At 59.0% G+C, this 21,531-nt stretch carries 19 protein-coding genes; 15 read left to right on the top strand and 4 right to left on the bottom strand.

The window, feature by feature from the left end; all coding sequences use genetic code 11:
- The first annotated feature begins 94 nt into the window (after window positions 1-94).
- From L3068_RS10955 to L3068_RS10965, 3 genes are read left to right on the top strand one after another with little or no spacing between them, the layout of a single operon-like run.
- The gene (locus tag L3068_RS10955) at window positions 95-2,734 is read left to right on the top strand and encodes a YdbH family protein (protein WP_023330314.1); all 2,640 of its coding nucleotides are present in this window, start codon (window positions 95-97) and stop codon (window positions 2,732-2,734) included.
- A complete protein-coding gene (locus L3068_RS10960) occupies window positions 2,731-2,922 on the top strand; it encodes a YnbE family lipoprotein (protein WP_014169918.1) in 192 nt (63 codons plus the stop codon). The genes L3068_RS10955 and L3068_RS10960 overlap by 4 nt, the downstream gene beginning before the upstream one ends.
- Window positions 2,923-2,929: 7 nt before the next feature.
- Window positions 2,930-3,247, top strand: coding sequence for a YdbL family probable chaperone protein (locus L3068_RS10965; RefSeq protein WP_023330315.1), 318 nt, complete (start codon window positions 2,930-2,932; stop codon window positions 3,245-3,247).
- On the opposite strand, the gene feaR is transcribed toward L3068_RS10965, so the two are convergent.
- Window positions 3,248-4,156, bottom strand: coding sequence for a transcriptional regulator FeaR (gene feaR / locus L3068_RS10970; RefSeq protein ID WP_023330316.1), 909 nt, complete (start codon window positions 4,154-4,156; stop codon window positions 3,248-3,250).
- A gap of 240 nt (window positions 4,157-4,396) precedes the next feature.
- Here feaR and L3068_RS10975 point away from each other — a divergent pair, with 240 nt between their 5' ends.
- Window positions 4,397-5,896: an aldehyde dehydrogenase family protein gene (locus L3068_RS10975; RefSeq protein ID WP_014883694.1), complete on the top strand. Its 1,500-nt coding sequence runs from the start codon at window positions 4,397-4,399 to the stop codon at window positions 5,894-5,896.
- A gap of 87 nt (window positions 5,897-5,983) precedes the next feature.
- On the opposite strand, the gene L3068_RS10980 is transcribed toward L3068_RS10975, so the two are convergent.
- The 3 genes from L3068_RS10980 to paaZ form a co-directional block, all read right to left on the bottom strand.
- Entirely contained in the window at window positions 5,984-7,090 is a 1,107-nt protein-coding gene (locus L3068_RS10980; RefSeq protein WP_023330317.1) for a GGDEF domain-containing protein, read from the bottom strand.
- 118 nt (window positions 7,091-7,208) lie between these two features.
- Window positions 7,209-9,482 carry a primary-amine oxidase gene (gene tynA / locus L3068_RS10985; protein WP_023330318.1) on the bottom strand — a complete coding sequence of 758 codons (2,274 nt, stop codon included), beginning with the start codon at window positions 9,480-9,482 and terminating at the stop codon, window positions 7,209-7,211.
- A gap of 204 nt (window positions 9,483-9,686) precedes the next feature.
- Window positions 9,687-11,726 carry a phenylacetic acid degradation bifunctional protein PaaZ gene (gene paaZ / locus L3068_RS10990; RefSeq protein ID WP_023330319.1) on the bottom strand — a complete coding sequence of 680 codons (2,040 nt, stop codon included), beginning with the start codon at window positions 11,724-11,726 and terminating at the stop codon, window positions 9,687-9,689.
- Window positions 11,727-12,009: 283 nt separating this feature from the next.
- Here paaZ and paaA point away from each other — a divergent pair, with 283 nt between their 5' ends.
- From paaA to paaK, 11 genes are read left to right on the top strand one after another with little or no spacing between them, the layout of a single operon-like run.
- Window positions 12,010-12,939, top strand: a complete 930-nt coding sequence (gene paaA, locus L3068_RS10995) for a 1,2-phenylacetyl-CoA epoxidase subunit PaaA (protein WP_014883698.1) — start codon at window positions 12,010-12,012, stop codon at window positions 12,937-12,939.
- Window positions 12,940-12,951: 12 nt separating this feature from the next.
- On the top strand, window positions 12,952-13,239 hold the full coding sequence (paaB, locus tag L3068_RS11000) for a 1,2-phenylacetyl-CoA epoxidase subunit PaaB (RefSeq protein ID WP_006175064.1): 288 nt from the start codon (window positions 12,952-12,954) through the stop codon (window positions 13,237-13,239).
- Between the two features lie 8 nt (window positions 13,240-13,247).
- A complete protein-coding gene (gene paaC, locus L3068_RS11005) occupies window positions 13,248-13,994 on the top strand; it encodes a 1,2-phenylacetyl-CoA epoxidase subunit PaaC (protein WP_023330320.1) in 747 nt (248 codons plus the stop codon).
- A gap of 11 nt (window positions 13,995-14,005) precedes the next feature.
- On the top strand, window positions 14,006-14,503 hold the full coding sequence (paaD, locus tag L3068_RS11010; protein ID WP_117582046.1) for a 1,2-phenylacetyl-CoA epoxidase subunit PaaD: 498 nt from the start codon (window positions 14,006-14,008) through the stop codon (window positions 14,501-14,503).
- Window positions 14,504-14,510: 7 nt separating this feature from the next.
- The gene (gene paaE, locus L3068_RS11015; RefSeq protein WP_023330321.1) at window positions 14,511-15,581 is read left to right on the top strand and encodes a 1,2-phenylacetyl-CoA epoxidase subunit PaaE; all 1,071 of its coding nucleotides are present in this window, start codon (window positions 14,511-14,513) and stop codon (window positions 15,579-15,581) included.
- Window positions 15,578-16,345 (top strand): 2,3-dehydroadipyl-CoA hydratase PaaF, encoded by a 768-nt coding sequence (paaF, locus tag L3068_RS11020; protein WP_014883702.1) that lies wholly within the window; start codon window positions 15,578-15,580, stop codon window positions 16,343-16,345. The genes paaE and paaF overlap by 4 nt, the downstream gene beginning before the upstream one ends.
- The gene (gene paaG / locus L3068_RS11025; protein ID WP_094166814.1) at window positions 16,345-17,133 is read left to right on the top strand and encodes a 2-(1,2-epoxy-1,2-dihydrophenyl)acetyl-CoA isomerase PaaG; all 789 of its coding nucleotides are present in this window, start codon (window positions 16,345-16,347) and stop codon (window positions 17,131-17,133) included. Before paaF ends, paaG begins: the two co-directional genes overlap by 1 nt.
- A gap of 1 nt (window position 17,134) precedes the next feature.
- Window positions 17,135-18,559, top strand: coding sequence for a 3-hydroxyacyl-CoA dehydrogenase PaaH (gene paaH, locus L3068_RS11030; protein ID WP_014883704.1), 1,425 nt, complete (start codon window positions 17,135-17,137; stop codon window positions 18,557-18,559).
- Window positions 18,549-18,971 carry a hydroxyphenylacetyl-CoA thioesterase PaaI gene (paaI, locus tag L3068_RS11035; RefSeq protein WP_014883705.1) on the top strand — a complete coding sequence of 141 codons (423 nt, stop codon included), beginning with the start codon at window positions 18,549-18,551 and terminating at the stop codon, window positions 18,969-18,971. Before paaH ends, paaI begins: the two co-directional genes overlap by 11 nt.
- A complete protein-coding gene (gene pcaF / locus L3068_RS11040; protein WP_014883706.1) occupies window positions 18,971-20,176 on the top strand; it encodes a 3-oxoadipyl-CoA thiolase in 1,206 nt (401 codons plus the stop codon). Before paaI ends, pcaF begins: the two co-directional genes overlap by 1 nt.
- A gap of 26 nt (window positions 20,177-20,202) precedes the next feature.
- On the top strand, window positions 20,203-21,519 hold the full coding sequence (gene paaK / locus L3068_RS11045) for a phenylacetate--CoA ligase PaaK (RefSeq protein ID WP_014883707.1): 1,317 nt from the start codon (window positions 20,203-20,205) through the stop codon (window positions 21,517-21,519).
- The last annotated feature ends 12 nt before the right edge of the window (window positions 21,520-21,531 follow it).

The following is a 21,531-nucleotide window of genomic DNA, read 5'->3' on the forward strand; positions in this document are numbered from 1 at the left end:
AACTTGCCTTTGGCTTCAATTGACCCGCTAAACATGCGACAATGTTCAGCATCGTCGGCTTAATTCTTTCGCTAAATCAGGATATTAACTGCCCATGAAGGGTAAATACAAAGCCGCACTTGCGCTTTTACTGCTGTTCATTTTATTGCCGCTGACGCTGCTGATGACGCTCGCTCAGTGGGTACCGACGCTTGCCGGAATCTGGCTTCCCGTCGGGACGCGTATCGCTTTCGAAGAGAGTCCTAAACTGACTCGTCATGCGCTGGTGATCCCCGATCTCCGCTATCTGGTTGAAGAGTGCGAAATTGCTCGCATTGAGAACGTGACGCTGTCACATCCTAGCCGCTGGCAGCTGGATATCGGCGCGCTGGATCTTAACTCCGTCTGCCTCAGCAAAATTCCCCAATCCGCGCCGTCGACCGTTGCCCCCAAAACGCTGGCGCAGTGGCAGGCGGTATTACCGAATACCTGGCTGACCATTCACCGTCTCACCCTCTCGCCCTGGCAGCAGTGGCAGGGTGAGCTGAAGGCCTCGCTGACCCCGTCCAGCCAGGAGATAGCCTATAAAGGCGAGCGGGTGAGCATTCAAGGAACGCTTCGCGGCCAGACGCTTTCGGTCAGCCAGTTCGATGTTCAGCTACCCGATCAGCCGCAGCCCATTAAACTGGTGGGGGAGTTCACTCTGCCGCTGGTGCCGGATGGCGTGCCGGTAAAAGGCCACGCGGTGGCGACCTTTAACGTGCCACAACTGACGTCTCTCGTCGATGCCGATCTGGACTGGGAAGACAACCGTGGACAACTGGTGGTGATGGCGCGAGACAACCCTGATCCACTGCTCGATCTGCCGTGGCAAGTTACGGCGGAACAGCTGAACATCAGCGACGGGCGCTGGAACTGGGATCTGTCCGGTATGCCGCTGAGCGGACGCGTTTCGCTTCGCGCCGATAACTGGCAGCAGGGGCTTGAGAAAGCCACCCTGACCGGGCGTTTGAACGTGCTTACCCATGGTGATGCGGGGAAAGGCAACGCGGTACTCAATATTGGGCCAGGCAGGCTCAGTATGGAAAACAGCGACATGCCGCTGCATCTCAGCGGTGAGGCGAAGCAAAACGACCTCATTCTTTATGCCAAATTGCCGGCAACACTGACCGGCAGCGTATATGAACCGCAACTCGCCTTTGAACCGGGCGCACTGCTTCGCTCGCGCGGGCGCATCATTGACTCGCTTGATATCGATGAAATCCGCTGGCCGCTGGCAGGTGTGAAGCTGACGCAGAAGGGCGTGGACGGGCGGTTACAGGCTATCCTGCGTGCCCATGAAAACGAGATGGGCGATTTTGAACTGCATCTGGACGGGCAGGCGAACGACTTTTTACCCGACAGCGGTCTCTGGCAGTGGCGCTACTGGGGAAAAGGGAGTTTTACGCCGATGCATGCCCGCTGGGATGTCGCCGGGAAAGGCGAGTGGCGTGACAAACTCATTGAGCTCACGGCGCTCTCCACCGGTTTTGACAAGCTCCAGTATGGAACCATGGAGGTCAGCACGCCGCGTCTGGTGCTGGATCAACCCGTGCGCTGGTTCCGTGACGCCGAAAAGCCGACGTTCAGCGGCGCGCTGGCGCTCAATGCCGGGCAAACCCGTTTCTCCGGTGGCAGCACGCTGCCACCGTCGGTGCTGACCTTTAGCGTCGACGGCACCGATCCGACGGTGTTCCAGTTTAAGGGCGACCTCCATGCAGAGAAAATTGGCCCGGTACAGGTGAATGGTCGCTGGGATGGTGAACGTCTTCGCGGGCAGGCCTGGTGGCCGAAACAGTCGCTCACCGTGTTCCAGCCTCTGATCCCTCCGGACTGGAAAATGACGCTGCGTGACGGGGAACTCTATGCGCAGGTGGCTTTCTCGGCGGCGGCCGATCAGGGCTTTGAGGCTGGGGGGCACGGCGTGCTGAAAGCCGGTAGCGCCTGGATGCCGGATAACCAGATCAACGGTGTCGATTTTGTGCTGCCGTTCCGCTTCAGCAAGGGGACCTGGTCCCTGGGCACGCGCGGCCCGGTTACGTTGCGTATTGGCGAAGTGGAAAACCTGGTGACCGCGCGCAATATTACCGCCGATCTACAGGGCGATTATCCCTGGACGGAGGACAATCCGCTGCTGCTTACCAACGTGAAAGTGGAAACCCTCGGCGGGAAGATTACGATGCAGCAGTTGCGGATGCCGCAGCACGATCCGGCGCTGCTTCGCGTGGACAATATCTCGTCAAGTGAACTGATCGGCGCCGTCAATCCTAAACAGTTTGCCATGTCAGGCCCGGTAAGCGGGGCGCTGCCATTCTGGCTGGACAATGAAAAATGGATCATTAAAGATGGCTGGCTGACCAACCCTGGCCCAATGACGCTGCGTATCGACAAAGATACGGCGGATGCCATCGTGAAAGATAATATGGTTGCGGGTGCCGCGATCAACTGGCTCCGCTATATGGAAATTTCTCGTTCGTGGACAAGAATCAATTTAGATAACCTGGGTGAATTAACCATGCAGGCGACCATCAAGGGAACCAGCCGTGTGGATGGCAAAAGCAGCTCCGTCAACCTGAACTATACCCATGACGAGAATGTCTTTACCCTCTGGCGCAGCCTGCGTTTTGGAGACAACCTGCAAACCTGGTTTGAGCAACACGCGGCGATACCCGGTCTCCGCAGTTCGACTGGCAAGGAAAGTGAGGAACAACAATGAAAAAGATGGCTGGTGTACTCACCGTTGCCGTTGCTGCGCTACTGACCGGCTGTACGCCGCGTATTGAAGTCGCTGCGCCGAAAGAGCCGATTACCATCAATATGAATGTCAAAATCGAACACGAGATCCACATTAAGGTCGATAAAGACGTTGAAACCCTGCTGAAATCGCGCAGCGATCTGTTCTGAGGATGCCATGAAACGTTTAGCTCTGATTCTACTGGCTCTGGGGATGAATGCGCAGGCGGCTGCGCTGACCTTAAATGATGCCCGGGCGCAGGGGCGCGTGGGGGAAACACTCAGCGGGTATATTGCCCCGATCCAACAAGATGCTGAAACGCTGGCGCTGGTAAACCGTATTAACGCGGCACGCACCGAGAGCTATCAGAAGCTGGCCGACAGCAATAATTTACCGGTCGATGAAGTGGCGAAAATGGCGGGGCAAAAACTGGTTGCCCGTGCGCAGCCGGGCGAATACGTGAAGGGAATTAACGGTAAATGGCTGAAAAAATAGCTAGCGGTGGCGCTTGCGGTATTCACCGGGCGAGACGCCAAAACGCTGCTTAAAGGCCGTTGAAAAATGGCTATGGTCGGTGAATCCCCAGCTGTAGCCAATTCCCGCCAGCTTTTCATCATCCCCGGCAGAGCGCAGCACCTGCGCACAGAGATCCAGCCGACGGTTTTTAATGTACTGCGCGACCACCAGCCCCTTCTCGGCAAACATGCGGTAGAGGCTGCGCACGGACATCCCGCTCTCGGCGGCAATCCACTCCGGGCGCAGAGAGTCAGACTGAATATGATCGTCAATCAGCGCCACGACATGCTGGAACTGGCGTTCCTTGCGCGGCTGAATCACGTCGCGTTGCTGAAACGCGGGGCGCAGCAGGCAGACCATGGCTTCGAGCGCGGCTTCGCTCTCCCGGTCACTCAGGTCGGCGTTGTTCATGCTTTCCATCAGCAGGCGATGGCTCAGCTGTACCGTTGGCAGCGAGCGAGAGAGGGCGAGCGCGCAGCTAATCTCATGGAAACGACACTGTTGCTCAATAATCTGGCGGGGTACCAGCAGCGAAATCTGGCGGGATTTTTCCTGCCAGTTGATTGAGCAGGGCCGGGAGGCGTCAAGCAGCGTGATATCGCCTGTTCGGAGCACAGTGCGACGGTCATCCTGTTCAATTTCCGCACTGCCCTCAAGCTGGAAGACGGTATAGAACCAGGCATCATTACTCTGTTTGATCTCCTGACGGGAGCGGAACAGATTTACGCCGCCGGCGGTGACGGTGCTGAGCTTCAGGCTGCGCGCATAGCTGGTCTCCAGTTCGCCGACGAATTTTCCCCCGGTGGGCTGTGCATTAAAACGCCCGCACACCTGGTTAATCTGCGCCAGCCACTGCTGATACTGTTCCTGCTCGCTTGCACACGCCATCGTTTCTCTCACTGCACCGTCAATGTTTTCGCATTGTTGCATTTATGTTGCGTTTTGTCAGAGCTCTGGGCTGACTATAGGAAAGAACACTCATCGGGAACAGCGATATAAGGTGGAATTATCACGATTTGCGGCACCTGTCACAGGTGGCAAAGCGAATGTCACAGAGACAAAAGCGAGAATGCGAAACCCCTCTTAGACTGGATGAACACCCTGCGAATAATAACGAAGGAGTATCCTATGTCTGAATCCCAGGTGGCTATTCAGCCTGCCGTGCAGCAGTTTTTAGACCGACATCATGGCCTGTGGATTGAAGGGCGTCAGGCCGCGTCGGACAGCGAAAAGCGGCTCAACGTCTATAACCCGGCCACGGGCGAGGTGATTGCCTCGACGGCCGATGCCAGCGTCGATGACGTTGACCGTGCCGTCATGTCCGGCTGGCGTGCTTTTGTTGCCCGCAGCTGGGCCGGAAAATTACCGGCGGAGCGCGAGCGGATCCTGCTCCGTTTCGCCGATCTGGTTGAACAGCACAGCGAGGAGTTGGCCCAGCTTGAAACGCTGGAGCAGGGGAAATCGATTAACATTTCCCGTCTCTTTGAAGTGGGTTGTACCCTGAACTGGATGCGCTATACCGCCGGGCTGACCACCAAAATCGCAGGCAAAACCCTCGACCTTTCTATTCCCCTGCCACAGGGGGCGCGTTATCAGGCATGGACACGTAAAGAGCCGGTTGGCGTGGTGGCCGGGATTGTGCCCTGGAACTTCCCGCTGATGATTGGGATGTGGAAAGTGATGCCTGCGCTGGCGGCGGGGTGCTCGATTGTCATCAAGCCATCAGAAACCACGCCGCTGACCATGCTGCGCGTGGCGGAACTGGCCAGTGAAGCGGGCATTCCGGACGGGGTATTCAACGTGGTGACCGGGAGCGGCGCGGTGTGCGGCGCAGCGCTGACCTCGCATCCGCATATTGCAAAGGTGAGCTTTACCGGCTCAACGGCGACGGGCAAGCAAATTGCCCGCGCGGCGGCAGATACCCTGACAGGCGTGACCCTGGAACTGGGGGGCAAAAACCCGGCTATCGTACTCAAAGATGCGGACCCGGCGTGGGTGATCGAAGGCCTGATGACCGGGAGCTTCCTGAACCAGGGGCAGGTGTGTGCGGCGAGTTCCCGTATCTACATTGAAGCGCCGCTGTTTGACACGCTGGTCAGCGGCTTCGAACAGGCGGTGAAATCCCTGAGCGTCGGGCCGGGTATGTCCCCGGAAGCATTTATCAACCCGCTGGTGTCGCGTGCGCATTGTGACAAGGTGCAGACTTTCCTCGATGAAGCGCAATCTCGCCACGCAGAGCTGATTGTCGGTAACCGTGGCCCGGAAGGGAAAGGCTATTACGTTTCGCCGACGCTGGTGGTCAACCCGGATGCCGCGCTGCGCTTAACCCGCGAAGAGGTGTTTGGCCCGGTGGTCAATCTGGTGCGCGTTGCCGATGGTGAAGAGGCGCTTCAGCTGGCAAACGACACCGAATATGGCCTGACCGCCAGCGTCTGGACGCAGAATATCAGCAAGGCGCTGGAGTACACCGACAGGCTGCAGGCGGGCACCGTCTGGGTAAACAGCCATACGCTGATCGACGCCAACCTGCCGTTCGGCGGCATGAAGCAGTCCGGCACCGGTCGCGACTTTGGCCCGGACTGGCTGGACGGATGGTGTGAGACGAAGTCGGTTTGCGTGCGGTATTAAGAAACAAGCCGGGTGGCGGCTACGCCTTACCCGGCCTACTTTCTCTGGTTTTGTAGGCCGGGTAAGCGCAGCGCCACCCGGCATTATTCAAAGCGACCACCGATCCCGCCCGGCCTCTTTCGCCCGATAAAGCGCCGCATCGGCGCGGGCGATTATTTCGGTGCCGGCTAACCCCTCCGTCATGCCGGCAATCCCCATGCTCACGGTCACATGGTCGCTGACCGTCGAGGCGCCATGCGGTATGGCCTCCGTGCGCAGCCCGTCCTGAATACGCATGGCAACCTTTTCTGCGATGTTTAGCGGGCAATTGAAAAGGATCACCACAAACTCCTCGCCGCCGTAACGTGATACGACGTCGTCCGGCGTTCGTACCGACTGCTTCAGCACCCGCGCCACGCGCGTCAGACAGTCATCACCCGCCTGATGGCCGTAGGTGTCGTTGTAGCGTTTGAAATAGTCGATATCCAGCATAATCAGCGAGAAAGGTTTCTTCTGCTCAACCGCATTTTCCAGCACCACCTCCATTCTCCGGCGGTTGGCGGTTTTGGTTAGCGGATCCTGATGCGCCAGCGCATCCAGCCGTGAGATCAGCAGTTGATTTTGCTGATTACGACGCCAGGCTTCATCAAACCAGCTCAACAGGATAAAACGCCCGCAGATCAGGATCAGGGTAAACACGCTCCAGATGATGACAAAGTGAAGGTTGAGGCCATCGTTGAGTATCCAGCTTGCGACCGGCAGGGTGATCCAGAGCGGAAGCACAAAGGCGAGTAATCCCTCAGGGTAAAAGTAGAGCGCCGTTAACCCTGCGAGTAACAAAATCACGCACAGCGGCCAGACATGGGGCAGCAGCAAATAGGTAATAAACAAAAAACAGGATACCGACCAGATGGCGCTACAGATAAAGAGCACCACGCTGATACCCGCAATACGCCGCCAGGCCATCAGGATCAACGCGGCAGAGAGGATAATAATGCCGAGCATTGAGGCATCGACCAGGGTCGTCAGTTGCGGTATATGAGGATAAAGCGGATCGCTGGCCTTAAGCAGGACGTGTCGCAGCAGGATCATCACGGCGAAGCTGACGTTGACGAACGCCAGCCAGGGCAGGTTCATCGCCAGCCCATGCATGACCATCGCGTGGCGCGTCGGCCAGGTAGCGCGTTCCAGTGTCGGTTTTTTTCTTTTTTCCATAAAGCCCTTTCCCGTCCGGGGGATAAATCATGCAGGTGAGATATCTGTAACTATAAGCAAGCATGGACGATCCTCAAACGGCAGGGCAAAAAAAACCGGGCGATTGCCCGGCGGTGGGTTATTTTTCGTCTTTTTTCTTTCCGAGCGTTGGCGTCTCGTCGAAGAAGTTCCACGGTTTAAGCAGGGCATGCACCCATTCCGTTGGCATGATCGGCCACTCTTCCGCACGGGCGACGTGGGTCGTGCCGGTGGTCATCCAGACTACGTCATCCTGATCGTTAAGCGACTCGTTATCTTTGCTGTACTGCCCCAGTCCCGTGTCGTGGATGGAGCGGTTAGGGAATTTACCTTCCGGATAGCGTTCATCCGGGTGGTAACGGGTCACCCACAGCTGTTTATCCATAAAGCTCAGGCGATGGTAGATCCACTCATCCGGGGCAAATTTCGCGCCGGTTGCCACCGGATGGGTGCCGCCCGCGTAGGGAATAATCTGATACGAGACCGGGTTGCCCATGCGGTTCTCTTTACGGGTGTTGCTCAGCAGGCGAATAGTGCCCGGGTCAAATTTCTGTGCCGCCTGCTGTTCGGTATCAATGTCGTACTGATTGACCTGCATGGTACTGGTGCGCGGGCCACCGGCGGTATTGGGTTTCACTTCCGGATCCATCGCCACCAGCTTGTTGTTAATACCATCGACATCCATATCAAGACGGAAGTTATAGATGTGCTGGTGCGTGGTGCCCACAATGTTGTGGTCAATCAACGTGCCGTATCGGGTATCGTCTTTGGCGGTGGCGTCATGCATGGTTTTGGCCTGAACGCCTTTCACGGCTTCGATACCCGTCGCGCCAGCATCAATGCCGAGGGTGCCGTTCTCATGGAATACCCAGTCGAAGATGTAATCGTAGTTACCGACGGTACTCACCCAGCGCACCACCAGTTCACGACGCTCGGCGCTGACGTTTGGCTGACCCATCTCCTGATGCTTGTATTCCGGCCCCGCATAGCGTTCGAAAATGGCGATTGCGCGCGGGATCTCCATCGGCGCGCCGGTATAGTCCGGGATGGTTTCATTGAGCATCACGGCGTTGGACGGCACGTCTTTACCCCGCACCAGCGGCGAGGTCAGGGTGCCCATGCCGTAGTCGCCGGAGTCGAGATAGGCTTTAAAGTACCAGCCCACGTCCGGATCGCCGTAAGGGACAATCATGCCGCCGAGCGACCCCTGATACATCACCTGACGTTTCTTGCCGTTGTCGTTATACGTGACGGTTGAGATCATCGGGCCCACGCGCGAGTCCAGGCTCAGGTGGAAATCCCAGTTCTGCCAGTGCACTCTGTCGCCGGTTATGGTGTAGTTCTTGCCTTCCGGTTCAATAATGTCGAGCGGTTTTTTCGGTGTCTCTATGCGGTCGCGGCCATCATAGGGACGTGGGGTCAGAGGAACCGGGATAACGGCGCCTTCTTCAATCTTCTGGATCTTCTTCTGCTCAAGGTCGACCACCGCCACCAGGTTTTCAATCGGATGTGCCCAGTAGTTGCCGTCGCCGACATCCAGATAGCTCACCACTTTCAGCAAACGGTCTTCCTGCTTAAGGCCATCTTTACCGTCGAAATAGCCGACGGTCAGCGGCGTGGTAATCACTTTTTTCGGGTCGGTTATGCCGTGCTTTTTAAGCACCTCAGCAAATTCGGTACTGTCGTTAATGATCTGCTGAACCGCGGTGAAATCATCCAACAGCACCATGCCGTGCGCGTCTTTGACCGGTTCCCAGCGCAGAATTTTTTTATCCTTCAGATCCACCAGACTCTCGATGACATGCTTTCCTTCGAGCATGACGATCTTCGCCTGGCGAGGGGCATCGACTGCCGTACCGTTGAGCACATAGTCCCACACTTTGGCTTTTTCTGGCTCCGCAAGGGCGATCTGGGTAAAGCGGGTATTCGGTTTAAAATCCGCAGAGGCTTTAACAATCTCTACGGCTTGCTTAATTTCGTCTGCCGTGAGCGCATTTAACGGGTGAGGACTTTTTTCAACCTGGAAGGTCTGATCGAGACCGGACTGGAAAACATCGTTGATGAACGTCTCTGAGATAAAGGCCTTGTTGCCTTTCATCACCACCGGCACCTCAAGCGTGAGGGTTTTACCGTTGACGATAGCGGTTTTTGCGCCCGGTTTGACCTTCACAAAGGCGCCGTCTTTCGCAATGGTGAACATCTGTGCGTAATCGTCCCACTGCACGTCTGCGCCGAAGTCCTGCAGCGTTTTGTCCATCGGGACCATATGCGCCTCGCTGCCGTGGGCGAAAACAGGGGATTGCCAGGCGCAACACAGCGCAACGGCCATGGCCAGTGCCGTTCTACGGGCAGAAAAAGAAGAATTGCTTCCCATCGTAGACCTCATCTTGTTGTGTTTATTGTGTTGTGTCAGCCTTATCCTGACAGACGCCTGAGAAAAGCGTTTGCCTGCATCTGCCAGGTTATTTGTTGCACTTGCCAGGTTAAAAAAAGAGCGGGACGGTGTCACACCCGGCAGGTCGTCGTAGGCCGGGTAAGCATCGCGCCACCCGGCAGGGAAGGCGGTGAAGGTAAGGTGTTAGAATTCACCCCGCTGGCGCGCCACCAGCGTCAGGATGGAGTAGAGCGCTACGGCCTGCTGGTGCTGGTTGAAAATCTCAACCGCCCACTCCACCACGCCCGTCGGTTTTTCTTCCGCGGTGCGCTGCTTCTTCAGCGTTTTGCGTTTGCAGGTGAGGCGCACCTGAATGGTGTCGCCCGGTTTGACCGGCTCGATAAAGCGCAGGTTTTCCATACCGTAATTGGCAATCACCGGTCCGACCCCCGCATCGACGAACAGTCCCGCTGCGGCGGAGATCAGGAAGTAACCGTGAACCACCCGTTCGCCAAAGATCGACTCTGCCGCACCAATCTTGTCCATATGGGCGTAGAAGTGATCCCCGCTCAGACAGGCAAAGTTCACAATATCCGCTTCCGTCAGGGTGCGACGCGGCGTCAGCAGGCTGTCGCCCGGCTGCAGCTCCTCAAAGTATTTTCGGAACGGATGCACGCGATCTTCCTGCACGGTTGCGCCGCGCACCCACTGCTTGCCAATGGCCGCCAGCATGGTCGGACTGCCCTGAATCGCCGTGCGCTGCAGGTAGTGCTTCACCGCGCGCAGGCCGCCCAGTTCCTCACCACCGCCCGCGCGACCGGGCCCGCCGTGCACCAGCTGCGGCAGCGGGGAGCCGTGGCCGGTGGACTCTTTGGATGATTCCTCGTTGAGGATCTGAATACGACCGTGGGCACGTGCCGCACCGGCAATGAACTGGCGGGCAAGGGCTAAATCAGCGGTAACCAGCGTTCCTGCGAGGCTGCCGCCGCCCGCGCGGGCAAGCGCCATCGCGTGCTCTGTATGGCGATACGGCATCAGCGTCGCGACCGGGCCGAAAGCTTCAGTTGAGTGCACCGCAGGGGTTTCGTCCGGCTGCGGACAGAACAACAGGGTCGGTGGGAAGAACGCGCCCGCGGCCTGTAAATCCGCTTTGCCACCCAGACGGATCTGGCATCCCGCCGTAACCAACTGGTCCACTTTCTCCTGCACGTCGGCGCGCTGTTCGGCATTCACCAGGGCGCCCATCTTCACCCCGTCCTGCGCCGGATCACCCACCACCACTTTTTCCAGCCGGGCAATCAGCGCCTGGCTGACGGCATCAATCTGATTCTGGGGGACGATGATACGGCGGATAGCGGTACATTTTTGTCCGGCTTTGGCGGTCATCTCGCGAACGACTTCCCGGATAAACAGGGCAAACTCCGGCTGCTCCGCCGTGACGTCTTCACCCAGCACGCAGCAGTTCAGGGAGTCGGCCTCCATGGTGAACGGTATCGCGTTCGCCACAATATTCGGGTGAACGCGCAGGCTTTGCCCGGTACTGGCGGAGCCAGTAAAAGTCACCACGTCCTGGCTGTCGAGATGGTCAAGCAGGTCTCCCGCGCTGCCGCAAATCAGGCTAATGGCGCCGTCCGGCACCAGTCCGCTGTCCACGATAGATTTCACCATCGCCTGTGTCACCTGCGCGGTGGCGGTGGCCGGTTTAATGATGGCGGGCATCCCGGCAAGCCAGGTCGGCGCCAGCTTTTCCAGCATCCCCCAGCAGGGGAAGTTAAAGGCGTTGATATGTACCGCCACGCCGGATTTCGAGGTCAGAACGTGGCGAGCGGCAAAACCGCCTTCTTTTGACAGCGGGATCAACTCATCTTCCGGCCACAGCGTGTCATCCGGCAGCTCCCGGCTGCCCAGGCTTGCGTAAGTAAAGAGGGTGCCGATCCCGCCCTCAATATCCACCCAGCTGTCCGCTTTCGTCGCCCCGGTCTGGGCGGAGAGGGCATAGAACGTCTCTTTTTCGCTAAGCAGGTGTTTCGCTACCGCTTTCAGCATGGCTGCACGTTCAATAAAGGTCATCTTTTGAAGCGCTTCGCCACCGCGCTCAATCGCATAGCGACGAGCGGCCGCCATATCCAGCCCTTCGCTGGTGACTTCCCACAATGCTTCGCCGCTGATGGCGTGATGAATGGCGCGTTCACGGCCCCGGCCAGACTGCCAGGTACCGGACAAGAAGCTGGCTAACTGCTGCATCGCTTATCTCCAAGTGTTACGTAATTTCACCATTAATAGTTTAATTATGAATCATAAAAAGCAAGCTGAGATTTTAATGAATTGTTAATGCTGTGATCTGGCCTGATGAATTGCAGCCCGTCAGACCGCTTTCTGCAAGGGAAAAAGCAAAAGCCTTGCGAGCACCATCACAAAACAAGGAAACAATTCTTGGGGTTATATTTAACCTTTGTGTAACTTTTAAAAAAAAGTGATTCATCATTTCGCTTTAATTTGCAAACTAACGAATCATAAAGGTGATGACGTGACGCAAGAACAACGGTTTGAGCAGCGCATAGCGCAGGAGACGGCGATTGAGCCTCAGGACTGGATGCCTGACGCCTACCGTAAAACGTTGATCCGCCAGATTGGTCAGCATGCGCATTCCGAAATCGTCGGCATGCTGCCGGAAGGTAACTGGATCACCCGCGCACCCACGCTGCGCCGAAAAGCGATTCTGCTGGCGAAAGTACAGGATGAAGCCGGACACGGACTTTACCTCTACAGCGCGGCAGAAACGCTGGGCTGCGCACGGGAAGACATCTACCAGAAGATGCTCGACGGCAAGATGAAGTACTCCTCCATTTTTAACTATCCCACCCTGAGCTGGGCCGACATCGGTGTCATCGGCTGGCTGGTGGACGGGGCTGCCATCGTCAATCAGGTGGCGCTGTGCCGCACCTCTTACGGTCCGTATGCCCGGGCGATGGTGAAAATCTGCAAAGAAGAGAGCTTCCACCAGCGTCAGGGCTTTGAAGCCTGCATGGCGCTGGCCCAGGGAAGTGAGGCGCAGCGCCAGATGCTGCAGGACGCCATCAATCGCTTCTGGTGGCCTGCGCTGATGATGTTCGGGCCGAACGACGATAACTCGCCAAACAGCGCCCGCAGCCTGGCCTGGAAAATCAAACGCTTCGGAAACGACGAGCTGCGTCAGCGTTTTGTCGACAACACGGTGCCGCAGGTGGCGATGCTGGGGATGACGGTGCCGGATCCCGACCTGCGTTTTGATGAAGAGAGCGGTCACTACCGCTTCGGCGAAATCGACTGGCAGGAATTTGAAGAGGTGATTAACGGGCGCGGCATCTGCAACCACGAACGGCTGGCCGCGAAACGTAAAGCCTGGGAAGACGGGGCGTGGGTGCGGGAAGCCGCCCTGGCCCACGCAGAAAAACAACGCGCCCGTCAGGCCGCATAAGAGGAAATAATCATGAGCAATGTCTACTGGCCGCTGTACGAAGTGTTCGTACGCAGCAAACAAGGGTTGTCCCACCGTCACGTGGGCAGCCTGCATGCCGCCGACGATCGCATGGCGCTGGAAAATGCGCGCGATGCTTACACCCGTCGCAGTGAAGGATGTTCTATCTGGGTGGTGAAGGCGAGCGAGATTATTGCCTCCCAGCCGGAAGAGAGCGGCGAATTTTTCGATCCGGCTGAAAGCAAGGTTTACCGCCATCCGACGTTCTACACCATCCCCGATGGCATCGAGCACATGTGAGGCGAAGGATGAAAACAGTCACAGCCTATGCCCTGCGTCTGGGCGACAACGGTCTGGTGCTCTCCCAGCGTCTGGGTGCCTGGTGCGGCCACGCGCCGGAGCTGGAGATCGATCTCGCGCTGGCCAATATCGGTCTTGATCTGCTGGGCCAGGCGCGCAATTTCCTGGCCTACGCCGCTGAATGTGAAGGTGAGGGCGACGAAGATACCCTGGCGTTTGGGCGCGACGAGCGCCAGTTCCGCAATGTCCTGCTGGTGGAGCAACCCAACGGCAATTTCGCCGACACGATTGCCCGTCAGTACCTGATGGATGCGTGGAACGTGGCGCTGTATGAGCGCCTGACCCGCAGCACTGACGGCCAGCTTGCCGCCGTCGCCGCCAAAGCGATCAAAGAGGCGCGCTACCACCTGCGCTTTAGCCGCGGCTGGCTGGTACGCCTGGGCGACGGGACCGAAACGTCCGCACAAAAAATGCAGCAGGCCATCGATAACCTGTGGCGCTTTACGGCAGAGCTGTTTGACGCCGATGACGTTGAGCTGGCGCTGATGGATTCCGGCGTGGCGGTGGACCCGCGCACCCTGCGCCAGCCGTGGGAAAGCGAAGTGTATGCCGGTCTTAAAGAAGCCAGCCTGAGCATACCCGACGAGGTGGCGTACCGCACCGGGGGTAAGAAGGGGCTGCATACCGAACATCTGGGGCCGATGCTGGCAGAAATGCAGTATCTCCAGCGCGCGTATCCCGGTCAGCAGTGGTAAAGGAGAACGCTATGCAACGTCTCGTCGACATCGCACCGGCGCAAATCCCGCAGATCTGGTCGCTGTTAAGCCAGATTCCGGACCCGGAAGTGCCGGTATTAACCATCACCGACTTAGGCATGGTGCGCAGCGTGAAGGCACAGGGGGAAGGCTGGGTGATTGGCTTCACGCCAACCTATTCGGGCTGCCCGGCAACGGAACACCTGCTGGGGGCGATCCGCGACGTGATGACCGCGCATGGCTTTACCCCGGTGCACATTGTGCTCCAGCTTGACCCTGCCTGGACCACCGACTGGATGACCGCCGACGCGCGCGAACGCCTGCGGGCTTACGGCATCAGCCCGCCCGTGGGGCATAGCTGCCACGCGCACGCCGCGACGGAGGTGAGCTGCCCGCGCTGCGCCAGCACCGACACCGCGCTAATCAGTGAATTTGGTTCGACGGCCTGCAAAGCGCTTTACCGCTGCAACACCTGCCGCGAACCCTTCGACTATTTCAAATGCATTTGAGGCTGCCATGACAACGTTTCATTCATTAACAGTGGCAAAAGTGGAACCCGAAACCCGCGACGCGGTGACCATCACGTTTGCGGTGCCGCAGGCGCTGCAGGAAGCCTACCGCTTTCGCCCCGGACAGCACCTGACGCTGAAAACGAAGCTGGGCGGGGACGAGCTGCGCCGCTGTTACTCCATCTGCCGGAGTACCGCGCCGGGTGAGATCAGCGTGGCGGTCAAAGCCATCGAAGGCGGGCGTTTTTCCCGCTATGCCCGGGATGAGATCAAAGCAGGCATGGCACTGGAGGTGATGGTTCCGCAGGGGCAATTTGGCTATCAGCCGCAGGCCGAACGTGAAGGCCACTACCTGGCGATAGCCGCAGGCTCCGGCATCACCCCGATGCTGGCGATCCTCTCCGCCACGCTGGCCACCGAACCGAACAGCCATTTCACTCTGATTTACGGCAACCGCAGCAGCCAGAGCATGATGTTCCGCCAGGCGCTGGCGGACCTGAAAGATAAATATCCGCAGCGGCTGCAGCTGGTCTCCATCTTCAGCCAGGAGCGGCTGGACAGCGATCTGCTGTATGGCCGCATCGACGGGGAAAAGCTGCAGGCGCTGGCGAAAACCCTGATCAACTTCCGTCAGTATGACGACGCGTTTATCTGCGGCCCGTCATCGATGATGGACGAGGCCGAAGCCGCGCTGCAGGCGCTGGGGATGTCGGAAAAATCCATTCACCTTGAACGCTTTAATACGCCGGGGACCGCCGTGAAACGCACGGTAAACGTGCAGGCGGAAGGGCAGAAAGTGACCGTGCGACAGGACGGGCGCGACCGCGAAATTACCCTGACGGCAGACGACGAAAGCATCCTCGATGCTGCCCTGCGTCAGGGGGCGGACCTGCCTTATGCCTGTAAAGGCGGCGTGTGCGCGACCTGTAAATGCAAAGTGCTGCGCGGGAAGGTGGACATGGCGACCAACTACAGTCTGGAGCCGGACGAGCTGGCCGCCGGGTATGTGCTGAGCTGTCAGTCACTGCCGCTCACCGCCGACGTGATCGTCGACTTTGACGCAAAGGGGATGGCATGAGCGAACTGACTGTTACCCGTCATGGCCGCGTGCTGCAGCTGACGCTGAACCGTCCGGCGGCGCGTAATGCCCTGAATAACGCCCTGTTGACGCAATTAGCCGACGCGCTGGAAAGCGCTGCGGTTGATGCCGACATCTCGGCCTGTGTGATCTACGGCAACGAACGCTGCTTTGCCGCCGGGGCCGATCTCAACGAAATGGCAGAGAAAGACCTGCCCGCCACCCTGAACGATATCCGCCCGCAACTGTGGGCGCGCATTAACGCGTTTAACAAACCGCTGATCGCCGCCGTCAACGGTTTCGCGCTGGGCGCCGGATGTGAACTTGCGCTGCTGTGCGACGTGGTGATTGCCGGGGATAACGCACGATTTGGCCTGCCGGAAATCACCCTCGGCATTATGCCGGGGGCGGGCGGTACCCAGCGACTGATCCGCAGCGTCGGTAAATCCCTTGCCAGCAAAATGGTGCTGACCGGAGAGAGCATTACTGCGCAGCAGGCGATGAGCGCCGGGCTGGTCAGCGATGTCTTCCCGGCATCCCTGACGCTGGAGTATGCCCTGAAGCAGGCGGCAGTGATGGCGCGCCATTCCCCGCTGGCGCTGCAGGCGGCGAAACAGGCGCTTCGTCAGTCTCAGGAGGTGCCACTGCAGGCTGGCCTGATGCAGGAGCGTCAGCTTTTTACGCTGCTCTCTGCCACCGAAGACCGCCGGGAAGGTATCGACGCTTTCTTGCAAAAACGCACCCCCGACTTTAAAGGACGCTAATTGTGGAATGTATTCTCAGTCAAGTAGAACAGGGCGTAATGACCATTACGCTGAACCGTCCGGAGCGTCTGAATAGCTTTAATGACGTGATGCATCAGCAGCTTGCAGAATGCCTGAAACAGGCCGAGCGCGATGACACCATCCGCTGCCTGCTGATCACCGGCGCAGGGCGCGGTTTTTGCGCCGGGCAGGATTTGAACGACCGCAACGTCGACCCCATCGGCCCGGCACCGGACCTGGGGATGTCGGTTGAAACCTTCTATAACCCCCTGGTACGCCGCCTGGCAAAACTGCCGAAGCCGGTCATTTGTGCAGTCAACGGCGTAGCGGCCGGCGCGGGCGCCACGCTGGCGCTCGGCTGCGACATGGTGATTGCCGCCCGTTCCGCCAACTTTGTGATGGCCTTCAGCAAGCTCGGCTTAGTGCCGGACTGCGGCGGCACCTGGCTGCTGCCACGCGTGGCCGGACGTGCCCGCGCCATGGGACTGGCGCTGCTCGGCGATAAACTCAGCGCCGAACAGGCGCAGGCGTGGGGAATGATCTGGCAGGTGGTGGATGACGACCAGCTCTCCACTACCGCGCAGCAGATGGCGCTGCACTTTGCGTCTCAGCCAACCTTTGGGCTGGGGCTGATCAAGCAGGCGATTAACGCCGCGGAAACTAACACCCTGGATGCCCAGCTTGACCTGGAGCGCGACTATCAACGTCTGGCCGGTCGCAGCGACGACTACCGCGAAGGCGTCAGCGCTTTCCTGGCGAAGCGCACGCCGAACTTTACGGGGAAATAAGATGCTGAACATACGCACGGTCGCCGTGATTGGCAGCGGCACGATGGGCGCGGGCATTGCCGAAGTTGCCGCCAGCCACGGCCATCAGGTTCTGCTATACGACATCGCCGGCGATGCGATTTCACGCGCCATCGACGGGATTCGCCAGCGTCTGGCCTCCCGGGTAACGCGCGGAAAGCTCTCCGCCGATGCCAGCGCCCAGATCCTGGCCCGACTGCTTCCGGTGACGGATATCACCGCGCTTTCTGGGGCCGAACTGGTGATTGAAGCGGCCTCCGAACGGCTGGAGGTGAAAAAGGCGTTGTTTGCGCAGCTGGCGGAGATCTGTCCGCCCCAGACGCTGCTGACCAGCAACACATCGTCCATTTCCGTCACGGCGATTGCGGCAGACGTGAATCATCCGGAGCGCGTGGCGGGGCTGCACTTCTTTAACCCCGCGCCGGTGATGAAGCTGGTGGAGGTGGTCAGCGGGCTGGCGACCTCTGCGGAAGTGGCAGACGCGCTGTGTGAACTGGCGCTGAACTGGGGTAAACAACCCGTTCGCTGCCAGTCAACGCCTGGGTTCATCGTCAACCGCGTCGCGCGCCCGTTTTATTCCGAAGCCTGGCGTGCGCTTGAAGAGCAGGTCGCCCCACCGGAGGTGATTGACGCTGCGCTGCGCGAGGGCGGCGGTTTTCCGATGGGGCCGCTGGAGCTGACCGACCTGATTGGTCAGGACGTGAACTTTGCGGTGACCTGCTCGGTGTTTAACGCCTTCTGGCAGGAGCGTCGTTTCCTGCCTTCGCTGGTGCAGCAGGAGCTGGTGCTGGCCGGAAGGCTGGGTAAAAAGAGCGGAAAAGGGGTTTACGAGTGGCAGGGGGAGAAACCCGTCGTGCAGTGGGTTGAGACCGTAAATGACAGCTACAGCCCGATGCGCGTGGAAAAAAGACGTGACGGTGTCACAGAAATTGATGATGTGTATCTGGTTGAAACGCAGGGGGAAACCGCTCAGGCACTGGCGCTGCGCCTCAACGGCCCGGTAGTGGTGGTGGACCGTATTGAGCGTGACGTGGCGGTGATTGCGGCGGCCGCCAGCAACCCGCACACCGCGACGCAAAAAGCCATCCGCTACCTGCAACAGCAGGGTCTCCGGGTGGTGCAAATTGCCGATTATCCCGGTCTGCTGGTCTGGCGCACGCTGGCAATGATTGCTAACGAAGCGCTGGATGCCCTGCAAAAGGGGGTCGCCAGCGAGAAGGACATCGACACCGCCATGCGTCTGGGCGTGAACTACCCGAGCGGCCCGATCGCGTGGGGCGAGCGTCTGGGCTGGCAGCGCCTGCTGACCCTGCTGGAGAACCTGCAACGACATTACGGCGAAGAACGTTATCGCCCCTGTTCACTGCTGCGCCAGCGGGCGCTTCTGGAGAGTAGCTATGAGTCATAACGCCTGGCATAACGCCCGCACGATGTACGAAAAGGACGCCTGCGCGCAGGCGATGGGGATGGACATTGTCGATATGGACGAGGGCTACGCGGTGGTGACGATGACCATCACCCCGCAGATGCTCAACGGCCACAAAACCTGTCACGGCGGCCAACTTTTTTCGCTGGCAGACACCGCCTTTGCCTACGCCTGCAACAGCCAGGGGCTGGCGGCGGTGGCCTCCGGCTGCTCGATCGATTTTCTGCGTCCGGGCTTTGCCGGAGATAAGCTCACCGCCACCGCGCGGGTGATGCATCAGGGCAAACTGACCGGCGTGTACGACATTGAAATTCAGAACCAGCAACAGAAAACCGTCGCCCTGTTCCGCGGAAAATCACACCGCATCGGCGGCACTGTCACAGGAGAGGCCTGATGCGTGACGCATTTATTTGTGATGGCGTTCGAACGCCAGTGGGGCGCTACGGCGGCGCGCTTTCTGCCGTGCGAACGGACGATCTCGGTGCCGTACCGCTGCGTGCGCTGCTGGACCGCTACCCGCAGCTCGACCTGGAACGGATTGATGATGTGATTTTCGGGTGCGCCAACCAGGCGGGGGAAGATAACCGCAACGTGGCGCGAATGTCGGCGCTGCTTGCCGGTCTGCCGCAGACGGTATCCGGAACCACCGTTAACCGCCTGTGCGGCTCGGGTCTGGACGCAATAGGCTTCGCTGCTCGCGCTATTAAAGCAGGTGATGGCGACCTGCTGATGGCGGGCGGCGTCGAGTCCATGTCGCGCGCACCGTTTGTGATGGGGAAAGCCACCGCCGCGTTTCAGCGCCAGGCGGAGATCTTTGATACCACCATCGGCTGGCGATTTGTGAATCCGCTCATGCATCAGCAATTCGGAACTGACAGTATGCCGGAAACGGCAGAGAATGTAGCTGAATTGTTAAATATCAGCCGTGCCGATCAGGACGCGTTCGCGCTGCGCAGCCAGCAACGAACCGCTCTGGCGCAACAGAACGGCATTCTGGCGCAGGAAATCGTGCCGGTACGGGTACCGGGTAAAAAAGGGACGGTCACCGAATTCAGCGTGGATGAACATCCGCGCGCAGAGACCACGCTCGAACAGCTTTCCGGGCTGAAAACGCCGTTCCGTAAGAACGGGGTGGTGACGGCGGGGAATGCGTCCGGCGTCAACGACGGTGCAGCGGCGTTAATCATCGCCAGCGAGAAAATGGCGCTGGCGCAGGGATTAATCCCCCGCACGCGGATCGTGGCGATGGCAACGGCAGGCGTGGAGCCACGTTTAATGGGGCTCGGACCGGTGCCTGCCACCCGCCGGGTGCTGGAGCGTGCCGGTCTCAGCATCAACGATATGGACGTCATCGAACTCAACGAAGCCTTCGCCGCGCAGGCGCTGGGCGTCCTGCGTCAGCTGGGTTTGCCGGATGATGCCGCGCACGTTAACCCGAACGGCGGCGCGATTGCGCTGGGCCATCCGCTGGGAATGAGCGGGGCCAGACTGGCGCTGGCCGCGAGTAATGAATTGCATCGACGCAACGGGCGCTACGCGCTCTGTACGATGTGCATCGGTGTGGGTCAGGGCATTGCCATGATCCTTGAGCGTGTTTGATCAAATTTCACTGTGAGCACCCTACAATGACAAATACAACAAAGCTTGATCCGATTGAAACAGCCTCCCTTGACGAGTTACAGGCGCTGCAGACTGAGCGTCTGAAATGGACGCTGCATCACGCCTACAACAACGTGCCGATGTACAAACGCAAGTTTGACGCCGCGGGCGTTCACCCTGACGATTTCAACGAGCTGGCGGATATCCGCAAATTCCCGTGCACCACCAAGCAGGACCTGCGGGATAACTATCCGTTTGATACGTTTGCCGTGCCGATGGAGCAGGTGGTGCGCATTCACGCATCGTCCGGTACCACCGGTAAACCGACCGTTGTCGGCTACACGCAGGGCGACATTGACAACTGGGCCAACCTGGTGGCCCGCTCCCTGCGCGCCGCGGGCGGTAGCGCGAAGGACAAAATTCACGTGGCGTATGGCTATGGTCTGTTTACCGGCGGGCTGGGCGCACATTACGGTGCCGAGCGCTTAGGGGCGACGGTGATCCCGATGTCCGGCGGCCAGACGGAGAAACAGGCGCAGCTGATCCGTGATTTCCAGCCGGACATGATCATGGTGACGCCATCCTATTGTCTCAACCTGATTGAGGAGCTGGAACGTCAGATGGGCGGCGATGCCAGCACCTGTTCCCTGCGCGTGGGGGTATTCGGCGCCGAGCCGTGGACACAGGCCATGCGCCGTGAAATCGAAAAACGCCTGGGGATTACGGCGCTGGACATTTACGGCCTCTCCGAAGTGATGGGGCCGGGCGTGGCGATGGAGTGCATTGAAACCGCCGACGGTCCGACCATCTGGGAAGATCATTTCTATCCGGAGATCGTCAACCCGAACGACGGCACGCCGCTGAACGACGGCGAGCAGGGCGAACTGCTGTTCACCACGCTCACTAAAGAGGCGCTGCCGGTGATCCGCTACCGCACCCGCGACCTAACGCGTCTGCTGCCCGGCACCGCCCGTACCATGCGCCGCATGGACCGGATCAGCGGTCGCAGCGACGATATGCTGATCATCCGCGGCGTCAACGTCTTCCCGTCACAGCTGGAAGAGGAGATTGTGAAGTTTGAACATCTCTCACCCCACTACCAGCTGGAGGTGAACCGTCGCGGACATCTTGATTCACTTTCCGTGAAGGTGGAGCTGAAAGAGAGCAGCTTAACGCTGACCCACGAGCAGCGTTGCCAGGTGTGCCACCAGCTGCGTCATCGCATTAAATCGATGGTGGGGATTTCCACCGATGTGATGATAGTCAACTGCGGCAGCATCCCGCGTTCAGAGGGCAAGGCCTGTCGGGTGTTTGATTTGCGTAAAGTTGCGGCCAACGGTTGAGTTTTTTCCCTT

The organism is Enterobacter cloacae complex sp. ECL414, assembly GCF_021869685.1.
Classification (GTDB): Bacteria; Pseudomonadota; Gammaproteobacteria; order Enterobacterales; family Enterobacteriaceae; genus Enterobacter; species Enterobacter kobei.

What these genes read in the sequence shown, in the direction of transcription:
- L3068_RS10955 (WP_023330314.1), top strand. Translation starts at nt 95, where the DNA reads ATGAAGGGTAAATACAAAGCCGCACTTGCGCTTTTACTGCTGTTCATT.
- L3068_RS10960 (WP_014169918.1), top strand. Translation starts at nt 2,731, where the DNA reads ATGAAAAAGATGGCTGGTGTACTCACCGTTGCCGTTGCTGCGCTACTG.
- L3068_RS10965 (WP_023330315.1), top strand. Translation starts at nt 2,930, where the DNA reads ATGAAACGTTTAGCTCTGATTCTACTGGCTCTGGGGATGAATGCGCAG.
- feaR (WP_023330316.1), bottom strand. Translation starts at nt 4,156, where the DNA reads ATGGCGTGTGCAAGCGAGCAGGAACAGTATCAGCAGTGGCTGGCGCAG.
- L3068_RS10975 (WP_014883694.1), top strand. Translation starts at nt 4,397, where the DNA reads ATGTCTGAATCCCAGGTGGCTATTCAGCCTGCCGTGCAGCAGTTTTTA.
- L3068_RS10980 (WP_023330317.1), bottom strand. Translation starts at nt 7,090, where the DNA reads ATGGAAAAAAGAAAAAAACCGACACTGGAACGCGCTACCTGGCCGACG.
- tynA (WP_023330318.1), bottom strand. Translation starts at nt 9,482, where the DNA reads ATGGGAAGCAATTCTTCTTTTTCTGCCCGTAGAACGGCACTGGCCATG.
- paaZ (WP_023330319.1), bottom strand. Translation starts at nt 11,726, where the DNA reads ATGCAGCAGTTAGCCAGCTTCTTGTCCGGTACCTGGCAGTCTGGCCGG.
- paaB (WP_006175064.1), top strand. Translation starts at nt 12,952, where the DNA reads ATGAGCAATGTCTACTGGCCGCTGTACGAAGTGTTCGTACGCAGCAAA.
- paaC (WP_023330320.1), top strand. Translation starts at nt 13,248, where the DNA reads ATGAAAACAGTCACAGCCTATGCCCTGCGTCTGGGCGACAACGGTCTG.
- paaD (WP_117582046.1), top strand. Translation starts at nt 14,006, where the DNA reads ATGCAACGTCTCGTCGACATCGCACCGGCGCAAATCCCGCAGATCTGG.
- paaE (WP_023330321.1), top strand. Translation starts at nt 14,511, where the DNA reads ATGACAACGTTTCATTCATTAACAGTGGCAAAAGTGGAACCCGAAACC.
- paaF (WP_014883702.1), top strand. Translation starts at nt 15,578, where the DNA reads ATGAGCGAACTGACTGTTACCCGTCATGGCCGCGTGCTGCAGCTGACG.
- paaH (WP_014883704.1), top strand. Translation starts at nt 17,135, where the DNA reads ATGCTGAACATACGCACGGTCGCCGTGATTGGCAGCGGCACGATGGGC.
- paaI (WP_014883705.1), top strand. Translation starts at nt 18,549, where the DNA reads ATGAGTCATAACGCCTGGCATAACGCCCGCACGATGTACGAAAAGGAC.
- pcaF (WP_014883706.1), top strand. Translation starts at nt 18,971, where the DNA reads ATGCGTGACGCATTTATTTGTGATGGCGTTCGAACGCCAGTGGGGCGC.
- paaK (WP_014883707.1), top strand. Translation starts at nt 20,203, where the DNA reads ATGACAAATACAACAAAGCTTGATCCGATTGAAACAGCCTCCCTTGAC.